The organism is Streptomyces huiliensis (assembly GCF_020037025.1).
GTDB lineage: Bacteria > Actinomycetota > Actinomycetes > Streptomycetales > Streptomycetaceae > Streptomyces > Streptomyces huiliensis.
Map to the genome: position 1 here is coordinate 16245 of NZ_JAIQLH010000019.1, position 22388 is coordinate 38632.

At 73.7% G+C, this 22388-nt stretch carries 18 protein-coding genes, 1 pseudogene and 1 riboswitch; of the genes and pseudogenes, 15 read left to right on the forward strand and 4 right to left on the reverse strand.

Annotated elements, in window-relative coordinates; all coding sequences use genetic code 11:
• Positions 1-109 precede the first annotated feature (109 nt).
• A complete protein-coding gene (locus JNW98_RS04515) occupies positions 110-1354 on the reverse strand; it encodes an MFS transporter (RefSeq protein ID WP_223766749.1) in 1245 nt (414 codons plus the stop codon).
• A 192-nt stretch (positions 1355-1546) separates the two neighbouring features.
• Positions 1547-1677, forward strand: a riboswitch (FMN riboswitch).
• A gap of 156 nt (positions 1678-1833) precedes the next feature.
• Between JNW98_RS04515 and ribD the strand changes: the two genes are divergently transcribed.
• The 10 genes from ribD to JNW98_RS04565 all read left to right on the forward strand — a co-directional run bounded on the left by ribD (position 1834) and on the right by JNW98_RS04565 (position 10429).
• Entirely contained in the window at positions 1834-2946 is a 1113-nt protein-coding gene (ribD, locus tag JNW98_RS04520; protein WP_223766750.1) for a bifunctional diaminohydroxyphosphoribosylaminopyrimidine deaminase/5-amino-6-(5-phosphoribosylamino)uracil reductase RibD, read from the forward strand.
• 3 nt (positions 2947-2949) lie between these two features.
• Positions 2950-3561, forward strand: coding sequence for a riboflavin synthase (locus JNW98_RS04525; protein WP_223766751.1), 612 nt, complete (start codon positions 2950-2952; stop codon positions 3559-3561).
• Complete coding sequence (locus tag JNW98_RS04530) at positions 3558-4223, forward strand: nicotinamide mononucleotide transporter family protein (RefSeq protein ID WP_223766752.1); 666 nt, start codon at positions 3558-3560, stop codon at positions 4221-4223. The genes JNW98_RS04525 and JNW98_RS04530 overlap by 4 nt, the downstream gene beginning before the upstream one ends.
• A 45-nt stretch (positions 4224-4268) precedes the next feature.
• Complete coding sequence (locus JNW98_RS04535) at positions 4269-5543, forward strand: bifunctional 3,4-dihydroxy-2-butanone-4-phosphate synthase/GTP cyclohydrolase II (RefSeq protein WP_223766753.1); 1275 nt, start codon at positions 4269-4271, stop codon at positions 5541-5543.
• A 48-nt stretch (positions 5544-5591) separates the two neighbouring features.
• Positions 5592-6077: a 6,7-dimethyl-8-ribityllumazine synthase gene (ribH, locus tag JNW98_RS04540; RefSeq protein WP_223766754.1), complete on the forward strand. Its 486-nt coding sequence runs from the start codon at positions 5592-5594 to the stop codon at positions 6075-6077.
• A 34-nt stretch (positions 6078-6111) separates the two neighbouring features.
• Positions 6112-6381 (forward strand): phosphoribosyl-ATP diphosphatase, encoded by a 270-nt coding sequence (locus JNW98_RS04545; RefSeq protein ID WP_004952249.1) that lies wholly within the window; start codon positions 6112-6114, stop codon positions 6379-6381.
• A 48-nt stretch (positions 6382-6429) separates the two neighbouring features.
• On the forward strand, positions 6430-7278 hold the full coding sequence (gene hisG / locus JNW98_RS04550; RefSeq protein ID WP_223766755.1) for an ATP phosphoribosyltransferase: 849 nt from the start codon (positions 6430-6432) through the stop codon (positions 7276-7278).
• A gap of 43 nt (positions 7279-7321) precedes the next feature.
• Positions 7322-7789 carry a PH domain-containing protein gene (locus tag JNW98_RS04555; RefSeq protein WP_223766756.1) on the forward strand — a complete coding sequence of 156 codons (468 nt, stop codon included), beginning with the start codon at positions 7322-7324 and terminating at the stop codon, positions 7787-7789.
• A 217-nt stretch (positions 7790-8006) separates the two neighbouring features.
• A complete protein-coding gene (locus tag JNW98_RS04560; protein WP_223766791.1) occupies positions 8007-9341 on the forward strand; it encodes a hemolysin family protein in 1335 nt (444 codons plus the stop codon).
• Positions 9338-10429 carry a hemolysin family protein gene (locus JNW98_RS04565; protein ID WP_223766757.1) on the forward strand — a complete coding sequence of 364 codons (1092 nt, stop codon included), beginning with the start codon at positions 9338-9340 and terminating at the stop codon, positions 10427-10429. The genes JNW98_RS04560 and JNW98_RS04565 overlap by 4 nt, the downstream gene beginning before the upstream one ends.
• A 119-nt stretch (positions 10430-10548) precedes the next feature.
• Here the strand turns inward: JNW98_RS04565 and JNW98_RS04570 are convergent, their stop codons facing one another.
• Together JNW98_RS04570 and JNW98_RS04575 are read right to left on the reverse strand one after the other, a co-directional pair.
• On the reverse strand, positions 10549-12390 hold the full coding sequence (locus JNW98_RS04570) for an AAA family ATPase (protein ID WP_223766758.1): 1842 nt from the start codon (positions 12388-12390) through the stop codon (positions 10549-10551).
• A gap of 497 nt (positions 12391-12887) precedes the next feature.
• On the reverse strand, positions 12888-13499 hold the full coding sequence (locus JNW98_RS04575; RefSeq protein WP_223766759.1) for a uridine kinase family protein: 612 nt from the start codon (positions 13497-13499) through the stop codon (positions 12888-12890).
• Between the two features lie 179 nt (positions 13500-13678).
• On the opposite strand from JNW98_RS04575, the gene JNW98_RS04580 reads away from it, so the two are divergent.
• The 5 genes from JNW98_RS04580 to JNW98_RS04600 all read left to right on the forward strand — a co-directional run bounded on the left by JNW98_RS04580 (position 13679) and on the right by JNW98_RS04600 (position 21673).
• Positions 13679-15067: a C39 family peptidase gene (locus tag JNW98_RS04580; RefSeq protein ID WP_223766760.1), complete on the forward strand. Its 1389-nt coding sequence runs from the start codon at positions 13679-13681 to the stop codon at positions 15065-15067.
• Positions 15068-15387: 320 nt separating this feature from the next.
• A complete protein-coding gene (locus tag JNW98_RS04585; RefSeq protein WP_223766761.1) occupies positions 15388-16374 on the forward strand; it encodes a hypothetical protein in 987 nt (328 codons plus the stop codon).
• Between the two features lie 155 nt (positions 16375-16529).
• Positions 16530-18095 (forward strand): amino acid permease, encoded by a 1566-nt coding sequence (locus JNW98_RS04590; RefSeq protein WP_223766762.1) that lies wholly within the window; start codon positions 16530-16532, stop codon positions 18093-18095.
• Between the two features lie 465 nt (positions 18096-18560).
• The gene (locus JNW98_RS04595) at positions 18561-19427 is read left to right on the forward strand and encodes an SAM-dependent methyltransferase (protein WP_223766792.1); all 867 of its coding nucleotides are present in this window, start codon (positions 18561-18563) and stop codon (positions 19425-19427) included.
• Between the two features lie 110 nt (positions 19428-19537).
• Positions 19538-21673, forward strand: a complete 2136-nt coding sequence (locus tag JNW98_RS04600; protein ID WP_223766793.1) for a putative bifunctional diguanylate cyclase/phosphodiesterase — start codon at positions 19538-19540, stop codon at positions 21671-21673.
• A 191-nt stretch (positions 21674-21864) separates the two neighbouring features.
• On the opposite strand, the pseudogene JNW98_RS04605 reads toward JNW98_RS04600, so the two are convergent.
• A pseudogene (locus tag JNW98_RS04605) lies at positions 21865-22245 on the reverse strand (DUF779 domain-containing protein); the annotation flags it as partial.
• Between the last annotated feature and the right edge of the window lie 143 nt (positions 22246-22388).

A 22388-nucleotide genomic window follows, 5' to 3' on the forward strand; every position in this document is an offset into this window, starting at 1 on the left:
TCTGAGGTCCCCTTCCACCGCGGGCCGTGCGACCGGTAACCCCGGCCGCGCGGCCCGCGGAGGCGTTCCGTCCCTCGATGGGGACGGCCGGCGTCCCTCCCTCCGATGCTCAGCCGCCCTCCGCCGCGGCGGCCCGCGCCCCGCCGCCGGCCCCTGGCCGCAGCGCCCCCGCGGTGCCCGCCAGCAGCGCGGCCAGCACCGTCACCAGCCCGAACGAGACCGTCAGCGAGGTGGCGTCGGCGAGCTGCCCGATGGCCGACGGGGCGACCAGGCTGGACGTGTACGTGATCGTCGCCACCCCCGCGATGGCCTGGCTGGGCTCCGGCCCGCTGCGCGCCGCCGCCGCGAAGGCGAGCGGGACGACCACCGCGATGCCCAGCCCCACCAGGGCGAAACCGGCGATCGTCAGGGCCGCCCCCGGCGCGCCGACCACCAGCGCCCCGCCGCACCCCGCCACCACCCCGCCCGCCCGGACCGTGCGCACCGGCCCGAACCGGCGGACCGCCGCGTCGCCGGCGAAGCGGGCCGCCGCCATCGCGCAGGAGAAGGCCGTGGTGCAGGCGGCCGCGAGCCCCGCCCCGGAGCCGACGACGTCCCGCAGGTAGACCGCCGACCACTCCAGGCTCGCCCCCTCGGCGAACACCGCGCAGAACCCGACGGCCCCGATGACCAGGGCCGACCTCGGTGGCAGCGCGAACCGCGGCGGCGCGCTCTCCTCCGCCCGCGGCCGTACGTCCAGCACCCGGCCGCACACCGCCGCGCCCAGCAGGACCAGGACGGCGGCCGCCGCGCCGAGGTGCCACCGCGCGTCCGTCCCCGCGTGCGCCGCCACCGTGCCCGCCGCCGAGCCGGCCAGCGCGCCCACGCTCCACATCCCGTGCAGCCCGGACATGATCGACCGGCCGAGCCGCTCCTCCGTCTCCACCCCCAGCGCGTTCATCGCGACGTCCGCCGTCCCGGACGCCGCGCCGTACACCGCGAGCGCCGCGCAGAGCACCGGCAGTCCGGGGGAGAGGGCGGGCAGGGCGAGGGAGGCGCACCACAGGGCGAGCAGCCCGCGCAGCGCGGCCCGGGTCCCGAAGCGGTGGGTGACCCGGCCCGCGAGTGGCATCGCCAGCGCCGCCCCGATCGCCGGGAAGGCCAGTGCCAGGCCCAACTCGCCCGCGCTCAGGTGGAGGTGGTCCCTGATCCAGGGGACGCGGGTGGCGAAGTTGCCGGTGACGGCGCCGTGCACGGCGAAGACGGCGGCGACGGCCAGCCGGGCCCGGCGCAGGCGCGGGTCCCCGGCCCCCTTCCGGAGACCGGCATTCCGGCTGCCGGCCCCCTCCGTGCGGTTCCCGCCCTGAACCTCCATGCCGCGGACCCCCAGTCCCGTCGCTGTTCACCGGCCCCCTGGGGCACGGTACGCGGGCCCGTGCGTGACCTGCCACACGCTCTGTCAAGTCCCGTGGACACCGCGCGGCGGCTCGGCGTACGCTCGGACCGTCGGAGCCGGACGTCCCCTGGACAACGGCTCGGGCGCCATGTACCAGAAAAGATCATTACGCAGCGCACTCCGGGGTCGGTGAAATTCCGAACCGGCGGTTACAGTCCGCGACCCGGCCGCAGCCAGCGGCCGGTTGACCAGGTGAAATTCCTGGACCGACGGTTAAAGTCCGGATGGGAGGCAGTGCGCGGCGGGCAGGCACCGGCAGCAGAGCCGTGGCCGTGCGGCCGTCCTCTCCAGGAGGGTCCCGCACGGGGCACGCGGCGTTCCCGGCGCCGTCGTCCCCGCTTTTCCGTCGTTCTCACGACAGCCCCGGAGTCCGTGCCCGAAGAGGCAGGAGGACCCCGGTGGCCACCGCGACCGAAGCAGACGCGATGCGACGCGCCATCGCGCTCGCCGCGCGCGCCCTCGGTTCCACGAGCCCCAACCCCGTCGTCGGCTGCGTCCTGCTCGACGCCGCCGGGCGGGTCGCCGGCGAGGGCTGGCACCGCCGCGCCGGAGCCGCGCACGCCGAGGTGGAGGCGCTGCGCGCCGCCGCCGCGGCGGGACGCGATGTCCGGGGCGGCACCGCCGTCGTCACCCTCGAACCCTGCAACCACACCGGACGCACCGGCCCCTGCGCCCAGGCGCTGATCGCCGCCGGCGTCGCCCGCGTCGTCTACGCCGTCGCGGACCCCACTCCGGCGGCCACCGGCGGCGCGGCCACCCTCGCGGCGGCCGGCGTGGACACCGAGGGCGGCCTGCTCGCCGACGAGGCCGCGGCCGGCAACACCGCCTGGCTCACCGCCGTCCTGCGCGGCCGGCCCTTCGTGCTCTGGAAGTACGCCGCCACCCTCGACGGCCGCAGCGCCGCCGCCGACGGCACCAGCCGCTGGATCACCTCGGCCGGCTCCCGCGCCGACGTCCACCGGCTGCGCGCCGAGGCCGACGCCGTCGTCGTCGGCTCCGGCACCCTGCGCGCCGACGACCCGCACCTCGCCGTCCGCGGCCTCCCCGACGACCGCGCCGTCACCCAGCCGCTGCGCGTCGTCGTCGACACCCACGCCACCGTCCGCCCCGGCGCCCGCGTCCTCGACGACGCCGCGCCCACCCTGATCGCCGTCGGCAAGGACGCCGACACCGGGCACCTGCCCGGGGTGGACGTCGCCCGGCTGCCCGCCGACGGCGCCGGCGTCGACATCCCCGCCCTGCTCGCCGAGCTCTACGGCCGCGGCGTGCGCTCCGTCCTGCTGGAGGGCGGCCCCCGGCTCGCCGGCGCCTTCCTGGCCGCCGGCGCCGTGGACCGCGTCGTCGCCTACCTGGCCCCGGCGCTGCTCGGCGCCGGGCCCGCCGCCCTCGGGGACGCCGGCATCGGCACCATCGACCGGGCCCTGCGCCTGGACGTGACCGACGTCGTCCGCATCGGCCCGGACCTGCGGGTCACCGCCGCCCCCCTCGCCACCGCCCCAGAGGAGAACTGACCAGTGTTCACCGGAATCGTCGAAGAACTGGGCGAGGTCGTCGCCGTGGAACGCCAGGGCGACTCGGCCCGGTTCCGGCTGCGCGGCCCACTCGTCACGGAGGACGCCGGGCACGGCGACTCGATCGCGGTCAACGGCGTCTGCCTGACCGTCGTCACCACCGCCGACGGCGAGTTCACCGCCGACGTCATGGCCGAGACCCTCGACCGCTCCAGCCTGGGCGCCCTCGACGCCGGCGCGCGCGTCAACCTCGAACGCCCGATGAAGCTCGGCGGACGGCTCGGCGGCCACCTGGTCCAGGGGCACGTGGACGGCACCGGGACGATCACCGAGCGGACGCCCGGCGAGCACTGGGAGACCGTCCGCGTCTCGCTCCCCGCCCACCTCGCCCGGTACGTCGTCGACAAGGGCTCCATCACCGTGGACGGCGTCAGCCTGACCGTGGTCGAGGCCGGGGACGACTGGTTCACCGTCAGCCTCATCCCCACCACGCTCCAGCTGACCACCCTCGGCATCAAGAAGGTCGGGGACCTGGTCAATCTGGAGGTCGACGTGCTCGCGAAGTACACCGAGCGGCTGCTCGGTGACCGGATCAACGCGGGGGGCCGGGCATGAGCGCCGTCTCCTGGCTCGGCGACGAGGCGTTCGCCGCCTTCGGCCAGCACGTCATCTGGTCCGACCTGATCGGCAACACGGCCGGACTGATCGCCCTGGCCCTCGGCTGGAAGCGGTCCATATGGACCTGGCCCGTCCAGTTCCTCGCCGGCCTGATCCTCGTCACCGCCTACGCCACCGCCCACCTCGGCGGCGGCGTCGGCAAGCAGCTCCTCGTCATCGGCGTCTCGGTGTGGGGCTGGCGGCAGTGGCACCTCGGGCGGCGCGGGACGCAGGACGGCCTCGCCGTGCGCTTCGCCACCTGGCGCGAACGGGCCCTGCTGCTCGGCGGGACGGCCGTGGGCACGCTCGCCGTCGGCGGCCTGTTCACCGCCGTGCCCGAGCTGTCCTGGAACCCCTGGCCGGACGCGTACATCTTCGTCGGCACGCTCGCCGCGATGGTCGCCCAGGCCCGCGGGCTCGTCGAGTTCTGGTTCGCCTGGCTGCTGGTGGACTTCGTCGGCGTCCCCCTCGCCTTCTCCAGCGGGCTGGCCTTCGGCGGCGTCGTCTACGTCGTCTACCTCGGCCTCGTCCTGTGGGGCCTGCGCGACTGGTGGCTGCGCTCCCGCGCCGCAGCCCGCCGCGCCCCGGCCGCCGAGCCGGCCCTCACCCGGGCCGCCTGACCGGCCGATCCGCACAGCCCGTCCACGACCCCCACGGAGTGACCCATGACCGCCCCGCACGAGGCCCCCAAGGCCACCGGACTCGACCCCGTCGAGCGCGCCATCGCCGACATCGCGGCCGGCCGGCCCGTCGTGGTGGTGGACGACGAGGGCCGGGAGAACGAGGGCGACCTCGTCGTCGCCGCCGAGCTCGCCACCGCCGAGACCGTCGCCTTCATGATGGCCGAGTGCCGCGGCCTGATCTGCATGCCGATGGAGGCCGAGGACGTCGACCGGCTCGACCTCCCGCAGATGGTCGAGAAGAACACCGAGACCATGCGCACCGCCTTCACCGTCACCGTCGACGCGAGCGCCGCGCACGGCGTCGGCACCGGCATCTCGGCCACCGACCGGGCCACCACCATCCGGCTGCTGGCCTCCGCCGACAGCCGCCCCGAGGACTTCGTCCGGCCGGGCCACATCTTCCCGCTGCGCGCCAAGCCCGGCGGCGTCCTGGTCCGCCCCGGCCACACCGAGGCCGGCTGCGACCTCGCCCGGCTGGCCGGGCTGCGGCCCGCCGCCGCCATCGTGGAGATCGCCGGCGAGGACGGCCGGATGCTGCGGCTGCCCGAACTGATCCCGTTCGCGCGGAAGCACGGCCTGGCGATCATCTCCATCGAGGACCTGATCGCGTACCTGAAGTCCGCCGAACCCACCGTCAAGCGGGAGGCCACCACCCGGCTGCCCACCGCCTTCGGCGAGTTCCGGGCGCACGGCTACCGTTCCGTCCGCGACGGCGTCGAGCACATCGCCCTCGTCTCCGGCGACCTCGGCGACGGCGAGGACGTCCTGGTCCGGGTGCACTCCGAGTGCCTCACCGGCGACGTCTTCGGCTCCCTGCGCTGCGACTGCGGCCCCCAGCTGGAAGCCTCGCTGGAGCGGATCGCCACCGAGGGCCGCGGCGTCGTCGTCTACCTGCGCGGCCACGAGGGCCGCGGCATCGGGCTGCTGTCCAAGCTGCGGGCCTACGAGCTCCAGGAGGCCGGCCACGACACGCTGGACGCCAACCTCGAACTCGGTCTCCCCGCCGACGCCCGGGACTACGCGGCCGGCGCGCAGATGCTCACCGACCTGGGCATCCGCTCCATCCGGCTGATGACCAACAACCCCGACAAGACCATCGCCCTCGAACAACACGGCATCAAGATCTCCGGCCGGGAGCCGATGCCCGTGGCGGCGGGCGAGCACAATCTGCGGTACCTGCGCACCAAGCGGGACCGGATGGGGCACGACCTGCCCTGGCTGGACGACCACCAGGTCTCCCCCTGCGACAACCAGTAGCACCGAACCAGTAGCACCACCGGCAACTGCGACAAACCAAGGAGTGACGTGAGCGGCAAGGGCGCCCCCCAGCTGAGTGTGAAGAACTGTCGTGACCTGCGGGTGGCCGTGATCGCCGCCCAGTGGCACGAGAAGGTCATGGACGGTCTGGTCGACGGCGCCCTGCGCGCCCTGCACGACCTCGGCATCGACGAGCCGACGCTGCTGCGCGTCCCCGGCAGCTGGGAGCTGCCCGTCGCCGCCAAGGTGCTCGCCGGCCGCGGCTACGACGCGATCGTCGCCCTCGGCGTCGTCATCCGCGGCGGCACGCCCCACTTCGACTACGTGTGCCAGGGCGTCACCCAGGGCCTCACCCAGGTCTCCACCGACACCGGCGTCCCGGTCGGCTTCGGCGTCCTCACCTGTGACACCGACGAACAGGCCCTGGACCGCGCCGGACTGGAGGGTTCGACCGAGGACAAGGGCCACGAGGCCGTCACCGCGGCCGTCGCCACGGCGGTCACCCTCCGCTCGGTGTCCGAGCCCTGGCACTGAGACCCGGGGCGGACCCCGTAGGGTAGGGACCACCATGGACAGGAAGACGTTCGAGGAGCTCTTCGCCGAGCTCCAGCAGAAGGCCGCCGGCGACCCCGCCACCTCCCGCACCGCGGAACTGGTGGGCAAGGGCGTCCATGCCATCGGCAAGAAGGTCGTCGAAGAGGCGGCCGAGGTCTGGATGGCCGCCGAGTACGAGGGCGCCGAGGCGACCGCCGAGGAGATCTCCCAGCTCCTCTACCACCTCCAGGTGATGATGGTCGCCCGCGGCATCTCGCTCGACGACGTGTACGCCCACCTCTGATCCGCCCCCCGCTTTCCCCCAATCCCCCTGCACTAAGGAACCGCCCTCATGCTGCGCATCGCCGTCCCCAACAAGGGTTCTCTCTCCGAGCCTGCGTCGGAGATGCTCCATGAGGCCGGTTACCGGCAGCGCAAGGACCGCAGGGAACTCGTCCTCGTCGACGCCGCCAACGAGGTCGAGTTCTTCTTCCTCCGCCCCCGCGACATCGCCGTCTACGTGGGCTCCGGCAAGCTCGACATCGGCATCACCGGCCGCGACCTGCTGCTGGACTCCGGCTCCCGGGCCGAGGAGATCATGCAGCTCGGCTTCGCCGGCTCGACGTTCCGCTACGCCACCCGCCCGGGCACGGCGAAGGACGTCTCCGAGTTCGGCGGCATGACCATCGCCACCTCCTTCGCGGGCCTGGTCACCAAGCACCTCGCCGACCACGGCGTCGACGCCGACGTCGTCCACCTGGACGGCGCCGTCGAGACCGCCATCCAGCTGGGCGTCGCCCAGGTCATCGCCGACGTCGTCGAGACCGGCACCACCCTGCGCAACGCCGGGCTGGAGATCATCGGCGAGCCGATCCTGGAGTCGGAGGCCGTCGTCATCCGCCGCGCGGGCGCCCCCGCCGACGACCCCAAGGTCCAGCAGTTCCTCCGCCGGATGCAGGGCGTCCTCGTCGCCCGGCGCTACGTGATGATGGACTACGACATCCGCGTCGAGCACGTCGAGCGCGCCGTCGCGCTCACCCCCGGCCTGGAGTCGCCCACCGTCTCGCCGCTGCACCACGAGGGCTGGGTCGCCGTCCGCTCGATGGTCCCGGCCAAGGACGCGCAGCGCGTCATGGACGAGCTGTACGACCTCGGCGCGCGCGCCATCCTCACCACCGGCATCCACGCCTGCCGCCTCTGACCCCGCGGCCCCCGCGCACCGTCCGACGAAGGAACGCACCGACGTGACCAGCCCCGCAGCGCCCGGAAACGCCCAGACCAGCCTCCCGGCCGTGTTCCGCCCGACCCTCACCCGGGTCGTGCTGCTGGGCGTCGGCGGTGCGCTCGTCGTCGTCATGACGGTGATGTCGTTCCTGCTGGAGTCGTTCACCGCGGGGGACCGGGCCACCTTCATCGGCACCGGGCTGCTGGGCCTGGGCGTCCTCGCCCTGCTCGCCCGCCCCAAGGTCGTCGCCACGCCCGAGGGCGTCACCGTGGTGAACCTCACCACCGTCCGGCGGCTGGCCTGGGCCGAGATCGTCCGGGTCAACCTCCGGCCCGGCGACTCCTGGGTGCACCTCGACCTCGCCGACGGAACGACGCTGCCCGCCATGGGCATTCAGCCCGGCATGGCCAGGGAGCAGGCCATCACCCAGGCCCGTACCCTGAACGCGCTCGTCGCCGAACTCGGCACCGGCCGGGCCACCACCTGAGACCGGTCGCACCACGACCTGAGACCGGTCGGGCCACGCCGTTCCCGGTTCCTTGATTACTCTGGTGTACACGGGCACCCACCTGCCCCGTCCCGCCACCCGGCCGCTCCCGAGCGGCCCGCGGGACACCTGCGAACCGAGGAGTGATCCCCTCCGGGATGGACGGACCGTCCTGTAGTACCTGCGCCGCCCCCCATCGTGAGGCGGCGCCATGAGTATCACCGTCTCGCTGCTGCTCCTGGCGGCGGCCCTGCTCCTGATCCTCGCGAACGGCTTCTTCGTCGCCGCCGAGTTCGGCCTCGTGACCGTCGAGAAGCCGGAGGCCGAGCGGGCCGCGGCGGACGGCGACCCCCGGGCCCGCACCGTCGTCGAGGCCCTGCGCGAACTCTCCTTCCAGCTCTCCGGCACCCAACTGGGCATCACCATCACCTCCCTGGTGGTGGGCATGCTCGCCGAGCCCGCCCTCGGGCGGCTGCTCACCGGGGTCTTCGGCGCGGCCGGGCTGCCGGCCGGCGCCGCGCCCGGCGTGGCGGTGGTGACCGGCATGCTGGTGGCCGCCGCCGTGCAGATGGTCCTCGGCGAGCTGGTGCCCAAGAACTGGGCGGTCTCCCGGCCGCTCCAGGTCGCCCGCTTCGTCGCCCGCCCGCAGAGCGCGTTCTCCCACTTCTTCCGGCCCGTGATCACGTTGCTGAACACGGTCGCCAACCGGATGGTGCGGGCGCTGGGCGTGGAGCCGGCCGAGGAGCTGGCCTCCGCCCGCACGCCCGGCGAGCTCGTCTCGCTCGCCCGGCACTCCGCCCGGGCCGGCGCCCTGGAGCAGGACACCGCCGACCTCTTCGTGCGGACCCTCTCCCTGGGCGAGCTGACCGCCCAGCACGTCATGACGCCCCGGGTGAAGGTCAGCGCCCTCCAGGCGGGCGCCACCGCAGAGGACGTCCTCAACCTGACCCGGGCCACCGGCCTGTCCCGCTTCCCCGTCTACCGGGAGCGGCTGGACGAGGTCGTCGGCGTGGTCCACCTCAAGGACGCGCTGGCCGTCCCCGCCGAGGAGCGGCTGCGCACGCCCCTCACCCGGATCGCCGTCGCCCCGCTGCTCGTCCCGCAGAGCCTGCCGGTGCAGCCGCTGCTGGAGCGGCTGCGCAGCGAGCAGCCGATGGCCGTCGTCGTCGACGAGTACGGCGGGACGGCCGGTGTCGTCACCCTGGAGGACATCGTCGAGGAGCTCGTCGGCGAGGTCCGCGACGAGCACGACCACGCCGACGCCGCCCGGCCCGACCTGGCCCCTGTCCCCTGTGAGGACGGGCGCCCGGCGTGGGACGCGGAGGGGAGCTGCCGCGTGGACGCCCTGCACCGGATCGGGCTCGACGCGCCGGAGGGTCCGTACGAGACCGTCGCCGGGCTCGTCGCCGATCTGCTCGGCCGCATTCCAGTTCCCGGGGACACGGCCGAACTGCCCGACGGCTGGCGGCTGTCGGTGCGGCGGGTGGGGCATCACCGGGCGGAGCGGGTGCGTTTCGTCCGTGCGGCGATGGTGGGGGGAGAGGTGCGATGAGTGTGCTGCAACTCCTCTTCGCCCTGGTGCTGGTGCTGGCCAACGGGTTCTTCGTGGGCGCCGAGTTCGCCCTCGTCTCGGTGCGCCGCAGCCAGATCGAACCGCGGGCCGCGGAAGGGTCCAAGCAGGCCCGGACCGTGCTGACCGGACTGGAGAACCTGCCGCAGATGATGGCGGCGGCCCAGTTCGGCATCACCGTCTGCTCGCTGACGCTCGGCGCGGTCGCCGAGCCGACGGTGGCGCAGCTGCTGGAGCCGGTGTTCCACGCGGTGGGCCTGCCCGGTGGGCTGATCCATCCGCTCGGGTACGTCATCGCGCTGGCCCTGGTGGTCTTCCTGCACCTCGTCATCGGCGAGATGGTGCCGAAGAACCTCGCCATGTCCGCTCCCGACCGGGCGGCCCTCTGGCTGGGCCCCGGCCTGGTCGCCTTCGCCCGGCTCTGCCGGCCGGTCACCCGGCTGCTCGGCGCCTGCGCGCACGGGGTGCTGCGGCTGTTCCGGGTCGAACCCAAGGATGAGGTGGAGGCCGTCTTCACCAGTGAGCAGCTGACTCATCTGGTGGAGGACTCGCGGCAGGCCGGGCTGCTCGATTCCGTCGAGCAGGAGCGGCTGGAGGACGCTCTGGAGCTGGGGAGCCGGCCGGTTACCGATGTGTTGTTGGATCCGGGTGGTCTGGTGACCGTGGCGCCGTCCGTCACTCCTCGGGAGATCGAGGAGCTGACCGTTCGGACCGGGTACTCGCGGTTTCCGGTGCGTTCCTCCGGTAGCGCCTTCATGGGGTACATCCATGTGAAGGACGTGCTGGATCTGGAGGAACGGGACCGGCCCGTGCCGCAGCATGTGTGGCGGCGGGTGGAGACGTTGCGGGCCGAGCTGCCGCTCGATGACGCGCTGACGGTGATGCGGCGGGCTGCTGCTCATCTGGCTGCTGTCGCCGATGCTTCTGGGAAGGTGCTTGGGTTGGTGGCGTTGGAGGACGTGTTGGAGATGTTGGTGGGGGAGGTGCGGGATCCTGCACATCGGGTTCGCGGGCCTGTGACGCTGGCCGCTGCGCGGGTGCCCTTGGAGCGGGAGGCCGTGTCGGGGTGAGTTCGCCCCAGTCCCGCCCCTTCGCCGCTCGTCCTCAAACGCCGGACGGGCTGAGATAACCCGCCCCGGGGGTGCGGGGGCTTGCCCCCGCAGGAAACGGTGAAAGGGCGGGGCCGGGGCTACTTCTCCGGGCCCCGGCCCGAGAGCACCTCGCCGTATGCCTGCATCAGGTCCGGCAGCCGCAAAGTGGCGAGGTCGTCGCGGGAGAGGGAACCGCCGTAGCCGGACAGCCGTAGGTCCCGATACGCGCAGCTCTTCTCGTACAGGGTGCGGAGGAACCGGCCGTTGCCCAGCTCGTCGATCCAGCCCTGCGACACGACATGGGTGCTGATCGAACGCAGTTCGTCCAGTGCCTCCTCGTCCCACGCGTCCCCGTTCTCCCCGGCCAGCACCTCGCCGATCGCGGTGAGTTCGGCGGGGCGGTAGCTGGGGAAGTCGACGCGGGTGGTGAAGCGGGAGCCGAGGCCGGGGTTGGCGGCGAGGAGGCGGTCCATGCCCTCGGGGTAGCCGGCCAGGATGACGACGAGGCGGTCGCGGTTGTCCTCGGCGCGCTTGAGGAGCACTTGGAGGGCCTCGTCGCCGTAGGCGTCGCCCTTGCTGTAGCCGGAGTTGGAGAGGCTGTACGCCTCGTCGACGAAGAGGACGCCGCCGAGCGCGGAGTCGATCAGCTCGTTGGCCTTGACCGCCGTCTGGCCGAGGAACTCGCCGACCAGGTCGGCCCGCTGGGCCTCGACCAGGTGGTCGCCGCCGAGCAGCCCGAGGGCGTAGAAGACCCGGCCGAGGATCCGGGCCACCGTGGTCTTGCCGGTGCCGGAGGGGCCGGAGAAGACGAAGTGCCGCTTGGGGGGCTGGACGGGGAGGCCCTGGCCGGCCCGGAGGCGAGCCATGTGCAGTTGCGCGGACAGCGCCCTGACCTGCCGTTTGACCGGCTCCAGGCCCACCATGCGCTCCAGTTCGGCGAGCGCCTTGGCGAGCAGGACGGGGTCGGACGGGCCGGGCACGGGCGGGGCGGAGGGCTGCGGGGGGACCCGGGCCACCTCCCGTACCCCGCCGACGGGAGCGGGCGCCGGGGCCGTGCCGGTGAGGACGTCGCCGGCCCGCGCCTCCGGATCGCCGGCGGTGTCCGCGGCGTCCGGCGGGTCCTGGCCGGGGCCGCCGTAGGGGAGCGGCGGGGACAGGTCCGCGTGCTCGTCGAACCCGTCGCCCGCCGAGATGGCGGTCAGCCGGGCGGAGGTGTCCATGAAGGTCGGGTCCACCCGGTGCACGGCGCGGTAGAGGGGGAGCGCCGCCGCGCTGCGGCCGGTGCCCTCGTGGGCGCGGGCGAGCCAGTAGCGGAGCTCCTTGCGCTGCGGCTGCTCGCTGCGGCAGCGCATCAGCGCCGTGGAGAGCAGCGGCTCCGCCTGGCCGTACATCTCCAGGCGCACCCGGGCCATGCCGCCGAACAGCCCGGCCTCGATGCCGAGCAGGGAGTCGTCGAGTAAGGGTTCGGTGTGCCGGACGAGCTGTTCCCAGTCCTTGACGAGGTAGGCGCGGCAGGCGTGCAGGAAGCGGACCTGCGGGTCGGTGTCGACGGGCGGGCACTCGGCGAGCGCCCGGTCCAGCTCGGGGACGTGCCGGCCGTCCAGCCAGTGGGAGGCGTGGGCGAGCAGCAGGTCGCGGCCGGTCTCCAGGACGGGCTGGACCCACCAGCCCAGCCAGTACCAGGAGTTCAGGGGGCGGCGGTGGCGGGCGCGCTGTTGGCCGAACCGGTCGCGGTGGCGGTACATGCGCAGCAGCGCGGTGGAGGTCTCGGCCCGCAGGGCGTGCAGGCCCAGCCAGGCGTCCGCCATCCCGGGGTCGACGCGCACCGCCGTCCGGAACTCCTCCTCCGCCTGGGCGTAGGCGCCCATCGTGCAGGCGTCCACACCGCGCAGCCAGGCGAGATCTGCCGGGGCGGGCGGGCCCTGTGTGCCGAAGTCCATCGCATCCCCCACAAACCCTGCCCCCGTGCCGCGCCGCCGGGCGGGTGCCCGGCCGCGTCGTTCGAACCATTGTTCTGTGGGCGGGAGTTGACCAGTGTTGCCGGCGCCCGCCGACGACGGGTGCGCCGCTTGGCATCGTACCTGCGCGATCGGCGTCGCCCGTAGGGTGCGGAGGTTTCCTTCGTGGTCGCCGGGAGCGGTTCCGGAGCATTCGTGAGGCGCCACGGCAGGTTGTTACCGTGGGTGATGGTCTCTCGGCCGAGTGGTGGGGCAAATGGGGCGAAACGACGCCCTGTGGGGAGTACGAAGCCCCCGGTCACGGGGGAACAACCGGGGGCTTCGCGTCCGTCGGCGACCCTTCCCGGGTCGCTCCTTCAGAACGTAAGTCCTGTAAGGGCCCGGGGTCAAGCCGAGTTGGGGTGGTCCGCGGGTGCCGGACGTGCGGGGGCGGCGGGTCCTGGGACGCGGTGACTACGCAGCGTAGGGAAGGGCGGGGTTCAGTCGGTCCCGTGAGGTCCCGGCAGCACCTCGTACCCCAAGGAACTCTGACGCACCAGGAGTTCGGCATAGGGGCGCGTGGGGTCCGCCGCGAAATGCGCGCGCTCCGCCCGCATCCATCCGGCCCAGAATTCCGCCTGCTCCTCCCCGTCGCGGAGTTGACCCCTGCCCCAGGAGTCACTGCGGCCCAGATCCATCCAGAGCAGGCACGCGAGGTGGGGGCGCAGGGCGCGGCGCCCCGCGCCCACCCCCTCCAGCAGGACCACCGGCGCGGCCGGGAGTTCGCGTTCCGGTCCCGTGAAGCGGCGCGCCGTCCAGTCGTAGGCCCGGTAGCGGGCGGTCCTGCCCTGGGACAGCGGGGTGAGGATCCCGGCGCGGAGCCGGTCCGTCCATGCGAACAGCTCGTCGTGCGTCGCGAGGTCGTCCAGGTGCAGGACCGGCGTACCGCCGCCCAGCGCCTCGGCGAGCCGCGCCGTGAACGTGGTCTTCCCCGAGCCCGCGTGGCCGTCGACGGCGACCAGCCGGACCGGGCCGAGGGACGGCGGGCGGGCGCGCAGCCGGCGGGCGAGGGCGGTGAGGGGGGAGGGGGAGGCGGGGGAGGGGGCGTGCACGGGGTCACCTTAGGCCGCGGGGCGCGGGCGGGCTCCACCAGCCTGGCGCGCCGTACGCCACGTCACTGGCTCCCGGCCGTCCGGCCCGGGATAGTGGGCCCGTCCGGACCGCGCGGTTCGACCGGACCGCGTGGCGGGCCCCCTACGGTCACTGCACAGCCGAACCGGGAGACCACGCCATGGCCAGCAGACCCACGTCCTCCTCGTCACCCCGCCCGCCCCGCCGTTCCGTCCTGGCCGCCGCCCTCGCCGTCACGGCGGCCGCGTCGCTCTCCCGGGCCGGCACCGCCCTGGCCGCCGTCCCCGAGGGCGGCGCCCGGCGGACCTCCGGGACCGTCGACCACCACTCCTGGACCACCCTCGCCGACTGGCGCGCCGGCACCCGCGCGGGAACGGCGGTCCGCGACGGGCGCCGGCCGGGCGTGGTACTCGACCGGCCGGCGGGCACCCTGGAGTACACCGACCCGCACACCGGGACCACCGCCCGCTGGGAGTACGCCACCTGGACCTCCCCGGTCCGTACCCTGCCCGCCCCGGCGACCGAGATCATCGTCTCCTGGAACGCCCACACCCCGCCCGGCACCTGGATCCAGGCCGAGGTGCGCGCCGCCTACGCCGACCGCAAGCACACCCCCTGGTACGTCATGGGCCGCTGGACCTCCGGGGACGCGGCCGGCGACATCCGGCGCACCTCGGTCGACGGGCAGAAGGACGGCCGGAGCGAGGTCTCCACCGACACCCTCGCCGTCGTCCCGGCGGGCGGCGCGCGGTTCGTCTCGTACACCCTGCGGCTGACGCTCTGCCGGCGGCCGGGCAGCGGGCGCACCCCGGCGGTGTGGCGGGTGGGGGCGATGGGGTCCGACATCCCGGACCGGTTCACCGTGCCCGCCTCGAAGCCGGGGGAGGGGGCGGGGCACCGGCTGAGCGTCCCGCGCTACTCGCAGGAGATCCACAAGGGGCAGTACCCGGAGTACGACAACGGCGGCGAGGCGTGGTGCAGTCCGACCTCCTCGCAGATGGCGGTGGAGTACTGGGGGCGCCGGCCGTCCGCCGCAGACCTGGCCTGGGTGGATCCGTCCTACGCCGACCCGCAGGTCTGCCACGCCGCCCGGTTCACCTACGACTACCAGTACAAGGGGTGCGGCAACTGGCCGTTCAACGCGGCCTACGCGGCGACCTACCGGGACCTGCAGAGCACGGTCACCCGGCTGCGGTCGCTGAACGACGCCGAGCGGCTGGTCCGGGCCGGCGTCCCCGTCATCACCTCGCAGTCCTTCCTCGCCGCCGAGCTGGACGGGGCCGGGTACGGCACGGCCGGGCACCTGATGTGCGTCACCGGCTTCACCAAGGGCGGGGACGTGGTCGTCCACGATCCGGCGGCGCCCTCGGACGCCGCCGTGCAACGGGTGTACAAGAGGCGCCAGTTCGAGAACGTCTGGCTGCGGACCAAGCGGCACGACGCGCAGGGGCGGGTCAAGAGCGGCTCGGGTGGCGTGTGTTACCTCTACTTCCCGCTGGAGGTGTCCGCTGCTCGGCGACGTGCGCTGCGGCAAGTGGGGGTGGAGTGAGAGAAGTTGATGAAGTCGATATCCGGGAGCCCGGTCCCCTCGCACGATTGTGTGTATAAGCTGTGGCCGCACCGAGGCCAGGGCCGATCGTCTCCGGTCGCGGTGGTTCCGTCGGGCGTGCGCCCACCCGTGTGCCCGGGACGGGGTGTTCGCCCGTCCCGCCGCCCGACGGCCGTCGATCCGGTTCCGGTGTGCACCTTTCCCGCTCGCGCGGCCCGCCGTGGCGTTTGTCATGGCAATGCCATTGATCGTCCGCGGGCGCTGCGCCACCGCACGTGAACCGTTCGGCAGACGACCGCGAGGCAGGGAGGGGCGCCCGGATGCAGCGCCGCAGATTCGGCCGGTCCGCGCGGCGGGCGGGGCCGGCCGACCCCGCGGAGGCGGAGCTCGACGCACACCCCGCGCGTGACGACCGCCCGCTGCGCGCCGCCGTGGACGACGCCGCCATGGGCCGCTGGGAAGGCCCCCGCGACCTGCTCGCGGCCACCGGCCACGACTGGGACCGGCGGATCTTCCGGCTCCAGGTCCTCGCCCGGGCCGGGGTGAACCTCCGCTTCGCCGAGACCTGGAGCCGGGCCGAACCCGGCTCCCCGGACGCCCTCGCCGTACTGGCCCATGTCCAGGCCCTGCGCTCGCTGGTCGCCGGCCGGGACGCGGGCCGGGAGCTGATGGAACAGGCCTGGGAGACCTGCGTGGCCACCGCCGAGGCGGCCCCGGCGGACCCCTCGCCGTGGGTGGTCCTGCTGGCCCTGGTACGCGTCCACGCCCCCGACCGGGAGCTGCTGGGGCGGATCTGGACCGAGGCGACGGCCCGGGACCCGTACAACCGGGAGGCGCACCACGAGGTGCTCACCTTCCTGTTCGACCGGAACCACGGATCCGGCGGCGAGATGTTCCACTGGGCCCTGGAACAGGCCCAGACCGCCCCCGCGGGACTGCCGCTGGCCGTCCTCCCCCTGGTCGCCCTCGCCGAGTCCTACCGGCAGCGCAGGGCGGAGTCCGGCGGGGCGTACGGGCTGACGGTGCACCCCTGGAACGACTGTCCGCACATCGACCGGGTCCTCGACGGCTGGTGGCGGCACCGGTCGCCCCGGCCGCACGCCAACTTCGCGGACGACGCCAACTACCTCGCGCACGCCCTCGGCTTCGCCGGCCGGCACGCCGAGGCGCACGAGGTGTTCGCCGCGATCGGTCCGTACGCCTGCGACGCGCCCTGGTCGTACTGCGGGGAACCGCGTGAGCTGTTCCTGCGGTACCGGGCCTGGGCGGCCCGGGCCGCGGCGGGCCGGCCGCCGCGGCCCGGCTGAGCCCCCCAAAACCCCCTCAGCACGACCAGCACGACCCGTACGACCGGCGCGACCCGTACGACCCGTACGACACGCAAGACCCGCACGACCCGCACGACCGCACCACGGTTTCCCCCACCGCCGCTCCGGCCCATCGAACCGAGGAAGAGGTTTCCGTGCCACTCGAAGTCCCCGGCGTCTCAGGCGTCTCCGGCGCCTCCGGCGCTTCCGGTGTTTCCGACGAAGAGCGCCTCGCCCAGCTCGGCTACCGCCAGACCCTCGCCCGCAGCATGAGCGGGTTCGCCAACTTCGCCGTCTCGTTCACCATCATCTCCGTGCTGTCCGGCTGCATGACCATGTACGGCTACGGGATGACGACCGGCGGCCCCGCCATGATCACTTGGGGCTGGGTCGGGGTCGGCCTGATGACCCTGATCGTCGGGCTGGCCATGGCCGAGGTGTGCTCCTCGTACCCGACCAGCGCGGGGCTGTACTTCTGGGCCCACCGGATGGCCCCGGAGCGCAGCCGGGCGGCGTGGGCGTGGTTCACCGGCTGGTTCAACGTCCTCGGCCAGATCGCGGTGACCGCGGGCGTCGACTTCGGCGCGGCCTCCTTCCTCAACGCCTACCTCGACCTCCAGTTCGACTTCGCGGCGACCCCCGGCCACACCATCACCCTCTTCGGGATCATCCTGCTGCTGCACGCCGTCCTGAACACCTTCGGCGTCCGCATCGTCGCCGTGCTCAACAGCGTCAGCGTGTGGTGGCACGTCGTCGGCGTGCTCGTCATCGTCGGCGCGCTGGCGTTCGTCCCGGACCACCACCAGTCGTCGTCCGTCGTCTTCGGCGAGTTCGTCAACCGCACCGGCTGGGACTCGGGCTTCTACGTGGGGCTGCTGTCGCTGCTGATGGCCCAGTACACCTTCACCGGCTACGACGCCTCCGCCCACATGACCGAGGAGACCAACGACGCGTCGACCGCCGGCCCGCGCGGCATCGTCCGCTCCATCTGGCTCTCCTGGATCGCCGGGTTCGTGCTGCTCGTCGGCATGACGTTCGCCATCCAGAGCTACGACGGCTCGCTGGACTCGACGACCGGGGTGCCGCCGGCCCAGATCCTGATGGACGCGCTCGGCGCGAGCGGCGGCAAGGCGCTGCTGCTGGTCATCATCGCCGCCCAGCTGTTCTGCGGGATGGCCTCCGTCACCGCCAACTCCCGGATGATCTACGCCTTCTCGCGCGACGGCGCGCTGCCCTTCTCCCGCGTCTGGCACCGCATCAACCCGTCGACCCGGACGCCCACCAACGCGGTGTGGCTCGCGGCCGGGGGAGCGTTCGTCCTCGGTCTGCCGTACCTGATCAACGAGACCGCCTACGCGGCCGTGACCAGCATCGCCACCATCGGGCTGTACATCGCCTACGTCATCCCGACCTTCCTGCGGCTGCGCCTCGGCGACCGCTTCGAGCGCGGTCCCTGGCACCTGGGCCGCTGGTCGCGGCCGATCGGGGTGGTGGCCGTCGGGTGGGTGGCGCTGATCACCGTGCTCTTCGTGCTGCCGCAGGTGCACCCGGTGACGCTGGAGACCTTCAACTACGCTCCCATCGCGGTGGTCGCGGTGCTCGGCTTCGCCGGAGTCTGGTGGCTGGTCTCGGCGCGCCGGTGGTTCCTCGACCCGCACCACCCGAAGAACGCCGTACCGCAGGCCGCGCCGCTGACGGGACCGGGCGCGCTGCGCCCGTAACCTCCGCACACGCGCACCGGCTTCCGGCCGGGCAAACCTCTCGTTGGCACCAGACGTACGACAGGGGCCGCACCCCCGGCGTCCGACGCCCGGGGCGGTCCCTGTCGCACGTCCGCGCGCCCTCCCGAACCGGGACGCGCCCCTTGCGCGGGGAGCGGCGGTCCATGATCATTTGCTGTAGTCGGCAATGATGTGATCAATAATGCGAGACCTGGTCCCGATCCGTACGAGCCGGGGCGGAGGGGGTGGACACACCGGCGGCACCCATGACGGCAGACAGAGACGCATCTCACGCGAACGAGTGGTTTTGAACCGCGACGAACCGCAGACCTGCTGGAGTCGAAGGGGGAGCGGCGAGCACATGCGGACCGTGCTTTTCCGCTTGCTTCTACCATTCGAACGAACGATCAGTAGCCTCTGCTCAGACCCCTCAACACCCCTGCGATGAGCTGGAGAGACAGAGTGATGGAGCGTCCTTGCCGGGCCCCTTCGGGCATCGACCTGTCCGTGCCGAGCGTGTCCCGCATCTACGACTACTACCTGGGCGGCTCGCACAACTTCGAGGTCGACCGGGAGGCCGGGCGACGCGCCATCGAGGCGTTCCCGCACATGCCGAAGATCATGCAGGCCAACCGCGCGTTCATGCGGCGCGCCGTGCGCCACGCGATCGAGCGGGGCGTCACCCAGTTCCTGGACATCGGCTCCGGCATCCCCACCGTCGGCAGCGTCCACGAGACCGCCCGGGCCGCGGACCCCGAGTCCCGCGTCGTCTACGTGGACCACGACCCCGTCGCCGTCGCGCACAGCCGCACCGTGCTCCAGGGGAACGCCCGGGCCGGGGTCCTCGCGGCCGACCTCCGCTCGCCCGAGGCCATCCTGCGCAGCCCCGAGGTCACCCGCCTGCTCGACCTGGACCGGCCGGTCGCCCTGCTCCTCGTCGCCGTGCTGCACTTCGTACCGGACGAGGACGACCCCTGGGCGGCGGTGGCCCGGCTGCGCGACGCGCTCGCGCCGGGCAGCCTGCTCGTCCTGACCCACGCCGCGACCGAGGGCGGGCCGATGAAACCCGAGGAGGGCGAGAAGGTGGAGAACGTCTACCGCACCATCGGCTCACCGCTGTGCACCCGTTCGCGCCGCGACGTGGCCCGGTTCTTCGACGGCTTCAGCCTCGTCGAGCCCGGGCTGGTGCCCATGCCCACCTGGCGCCCCGACCCCCGGGAGGACCCGGACGGCGAGGCGGAGGCGCGGGGCGCCGGGGAGACCGAGCCCGCCGCCGACCCCGTCTTCACGGCGGGGTTCGCCGGAGTGGCCGGCGTGGGGCGCAAGCCGTGACCGGCGCCCCGAACGGCCGCACCCTGCACGGTCAGCCGCAGGCCGCCGCCGGCGCGCGCACCGCCGAACCGTTCCCGTACCCCCTCCCGTACGCCCCCGACGACAGCGCCGTGCAGGACGAGCGGCTGCGGCGGTTCGCCGCGCTGTGGAGCCGGGCCGTCCACCCGGCCGCGTCCACCCCGCTGTCCCGCGGCGAGTTCGAGCGCTTCCTGGTCCCGCTGGCCGCCCGGCTCCGCGACGCGCTGCACGCCCGCGCCTTCGACCCGGCCCCCGGTACCGAGGTCGGCGCCGCCCTGGTCCGCGGCCACTGCACCGACCCCGCCACCCTCCCGCTGATCCTCGGCGCCGTCGACGCCTACCTGCTGCTCTACTGCCCGCCGGACGACGCCGTCCCCGCCGACGAGTGCCGCGCCCGCTGCACCCGGCTCCAGCACGCCCTCGCCGCCGGCTTCGCCGCCGAGCTCCGCGAACGCGCCCTCGCCGAGCAGGAGGCCATCTCCCGCGCCGCCCTCGCCGCCCGCGCCGAGACCGAGCAGGCCCTGCACACCAGCGAGGAGCGGTTCCGCGCGGTCTTCGAGGGCGCGGCCATCGGGGTCGGCATCGCCGACGTCGACGGGCACATCACCGACGTCAACGAGGCGCTCTGCCGGATGTTCGGCAGCCTCGACCGCCCGGTGGCCGGCCGCAACGTCGGCGAACTCGTCCACCCCGACGACTCGCCCGAGGTCTGGGGCCTCTACGCCGAGCTGGTCCGCGGCGACCGCGACCACTACCGCGTCGAGAAGCCGTACTACCGCGGCGACGGCAGCGTCCTCTGGACCGATCTGACGGTCTCCCTGCTGCGCGACGCCGCCGGCCGCCCCCAGTACCAGCTGGCGCTGATGGAGGACATCACCGAGCGCCGCGAGCTGCACGAGCGGCTCCGCCACCAGGCCACCCACGACGACCTCACCGGCCTGCCCAACCGCACCCTCTTCTTCGAGCGCCTCGACCGCACCCTGGCACCCGGCGGACCCCTGGGCCCCGACAGCCACTTCGGCCTCTGCTACCTCGACATCGACGGCTTCAAGGCCGTCAACGACAGCCTCGGCCACGCCGTCGGCGACCAGCTCCTCGTCGCCGTCGCCGAGCGGCTGCGCGCCTGCGCCTCCGGCCCGGACGAGCTCGTGGCCCGGCTCGGCGGCGACGAGTTCGTGGCCCTCACCACCGGACCCACCGCCCAGCGCGACGTCACCGCCCTCGCCCGGCGGATGCTCACCGCCCTCACCGACCCCGTCCACCTCGACGGCCGCCACCTGTCCGTCCGCGCCAGCATCGGCATCGTCAACGGCCGCCCCGGGGAGGCCGACGCCGCCGAGGTGCTGCGCAGCGCCGACATCACCATGTACCGGGCCAAGGCCGCCGGCGGCAACCGCTACGAGCTCGCCGACGCCGACTGCGACGCCCGCGCCATCGCCCGGCACGACCTCACCAACTGCCTGCCCGGCGCCCTGGAGAACGGCGAGTTCTTCATCGAGTACCAGCCGCTGGTCCGGCTCGCCGACGGCACCGTGCGCGGGGCCGAGGCGCTGGTCCGCTGGCTGCACCCGGTCCACGGGGTGCTCGGGCCCGACCAGTTCATCCCGCTCGCCGAGAGCACCGGGCTGATCGTCCCGCTCGGCCGCTGGGTCCTGGAGGAGGCGGCCCGGCAGGCCCGCGCCTGGCGCAGCGACGGCCGCTGCCGGGTGCCGCTGCGCGTCAACGTCAACCTCTCGCCGTCGCAGCTGCGCTACCCCGCGCTCGTCGCCGAGACCATCGCCGTCCTCGACAACGCCGGTCTCGACCCGTCGGCGCTCTGCCTGGAGGTCACCGAGAACGCCCTGATCGGCGCCGACGAGGAGCAGCTCCGGCCGCTGCGGCAACTCGCCGACCTGGGCGTCGACATCGCCCTCGACGACTTCGGCACCGGCTACTCCAACCTCTCCTACCTGCGCCGGCTGCCGGTCAGCACGCTCAAGCTCGACCGCTCCTTCACCCGCGGCATGCAGTGCACGCCCGCCGACCCCGTCGACGTGAAGATCGTCGAGGGCATCGTCTCGCTCGCCCACACCCTGGATTTGTCGGTGACGGTGGAGGGCGTGGAGACCGGGACGCAGGCGGACCACCTGCGGATACTGGGCTGCGAGACGGCGCAGGGGTGGTACTACGCCCGGCCGGGGCCGCCGGAGCGGCTGCACACGCTGTCGCTGGCGGACGCGGCGTCCTGATCCGGCGGTTCGGCATCCGGCGGTTCGGTATCCGGCGGTTCGGCATCCCGCGGTTCGGCTTCAGCGCGATCCGGTGCGGCCGGTCAGCCCGTCCCCGTCTCCGGGGCCGCCTCCGTCCCCGTCTCCGGGCCCGCCCCCGTCCCCGGACCCCCGCCCCGGGCGCCGTCCGCGGCCGGGGCGAGCAGCCGCGCCTCCGCGTCCGTCAGCAGCCGCGAGCGGATCAGGAAGCGGACGCCCTCCGGGGCCTCCAGCGAGAAGCCGCTGCCGCGTCCCGGCACCACGTCGACGGTGAGGTGGGTGTGCCGCCAGCGCTCGAACTGGTCCGCCGCCATCCAGAAGCCGACCGGCTCGGCCACCCCCTCGACGGCCAGTTCGGCGAGGAGCACGTCGCTGCCGCCGGTGCGGAACTCGCCCCTCGGGTAGCACATCGGCGAACTGCCGTCGCAGCAGCCGCCGGACTGGTGGAACATCAGCGGCCCGTGCTTCCGGCGCAGGCTCCGGAGCAGCCGGGCCGCCGCCGGGGCGAGGGCGACGCGCTCGGGGGCGGCCGGTTGCGATCGGATCGGGGTCACGGGTGCCCTCCTCGGATGTCGGTGCCGGCAGGGGCCTCAGCCTGCCCCGCCGCGCCGCTGACCGCCAGAGGCCCGACGGCCGCACCCGGACGGTCTCGCGGCCCACGCGGCACAGCGGTTCCTCCCGCCGCAAGTACGCCGAA

What these genes read in the sequence shown, in the direction of transcription:
- JNW98_RS04515 (WP_223766749.1), bottom strand. Translation starts at nt 1,354, where the DNA reads ATGGAGGTTCAGGGCGGGAACCGCACGGAGGGGGCCGGCAGCCGGAAT.
- JNW98_RS04530 (WP_223766752.1), top strand. Translation starts at nt 3,558, where the DNA reads ATGAGCGCCGTCTCCTGGCTCGGCGACGAGGCGTTCGCCGCCTTCGGC.
- JNW98_RS04535 (WP_223766753.1), top strand. Translation starts at nt 4,269, where the DNA reads ATGACCGCCCCGCACGAGGCCCCCAAGGCCACCGGACTCGACCCCGTC.
- JNW98_RS04545 (WP_004952249.1), top strand. Translation starts at nt 6,112, where the DNA reads ATGGACAGGAAGACGTTCGAGGAGCTCTTCGCCGAGCTCCAGCAGAAG.
- hisG (WP_223766755.1), top strand. Translation starts at nt 6,430, where the DNA reads ATGCTGCGCATCGCCGTCCCCAACAAGGGTTCTCTCTCCGAGCCTGCG.
- JNW98_RS04565 (WP_223766757.1), top strand. Translation starts at nt 9,338, where the DNA reads ATGAGTGTGCTGCAACTCCTCTTCGCCCTGGTGCTGGTGCTGGCCAAC.
- JNW98_RS04570 (WP_223766758.1), bottom strand. Translation starts at nt 12,390, where the DNA reads ATGGACTTCGGCACACAGGGCCCGCCCGCCCCGGCAGATCTCGCCTGG.
- JNW98_RS04580 (WP_223766760.1), top strand. Translation starts at nt 13,679, where the DNA reads ATGGCCAGCAGACCCACGTCCTCCTCGTCACCCCGCCCGCCCCGCCGT.
- JNW98_RS04585 (WP_223766761.1), top strand. Translation starts at nt 15,388, where the DNA reads ATGCAGCGCCGCAGATTCGGCCGGTCCGCGCGGCGGGCGGGGCCGGCC.
- JNW98_RS04595 (WP_223766792.1), top strand. Translation starts at nt 18,561, where the DNA reads ATGGAGCGTCCTTGCCGGGCCCCTTCGGGCATCGACCTGTCCGTGCCG.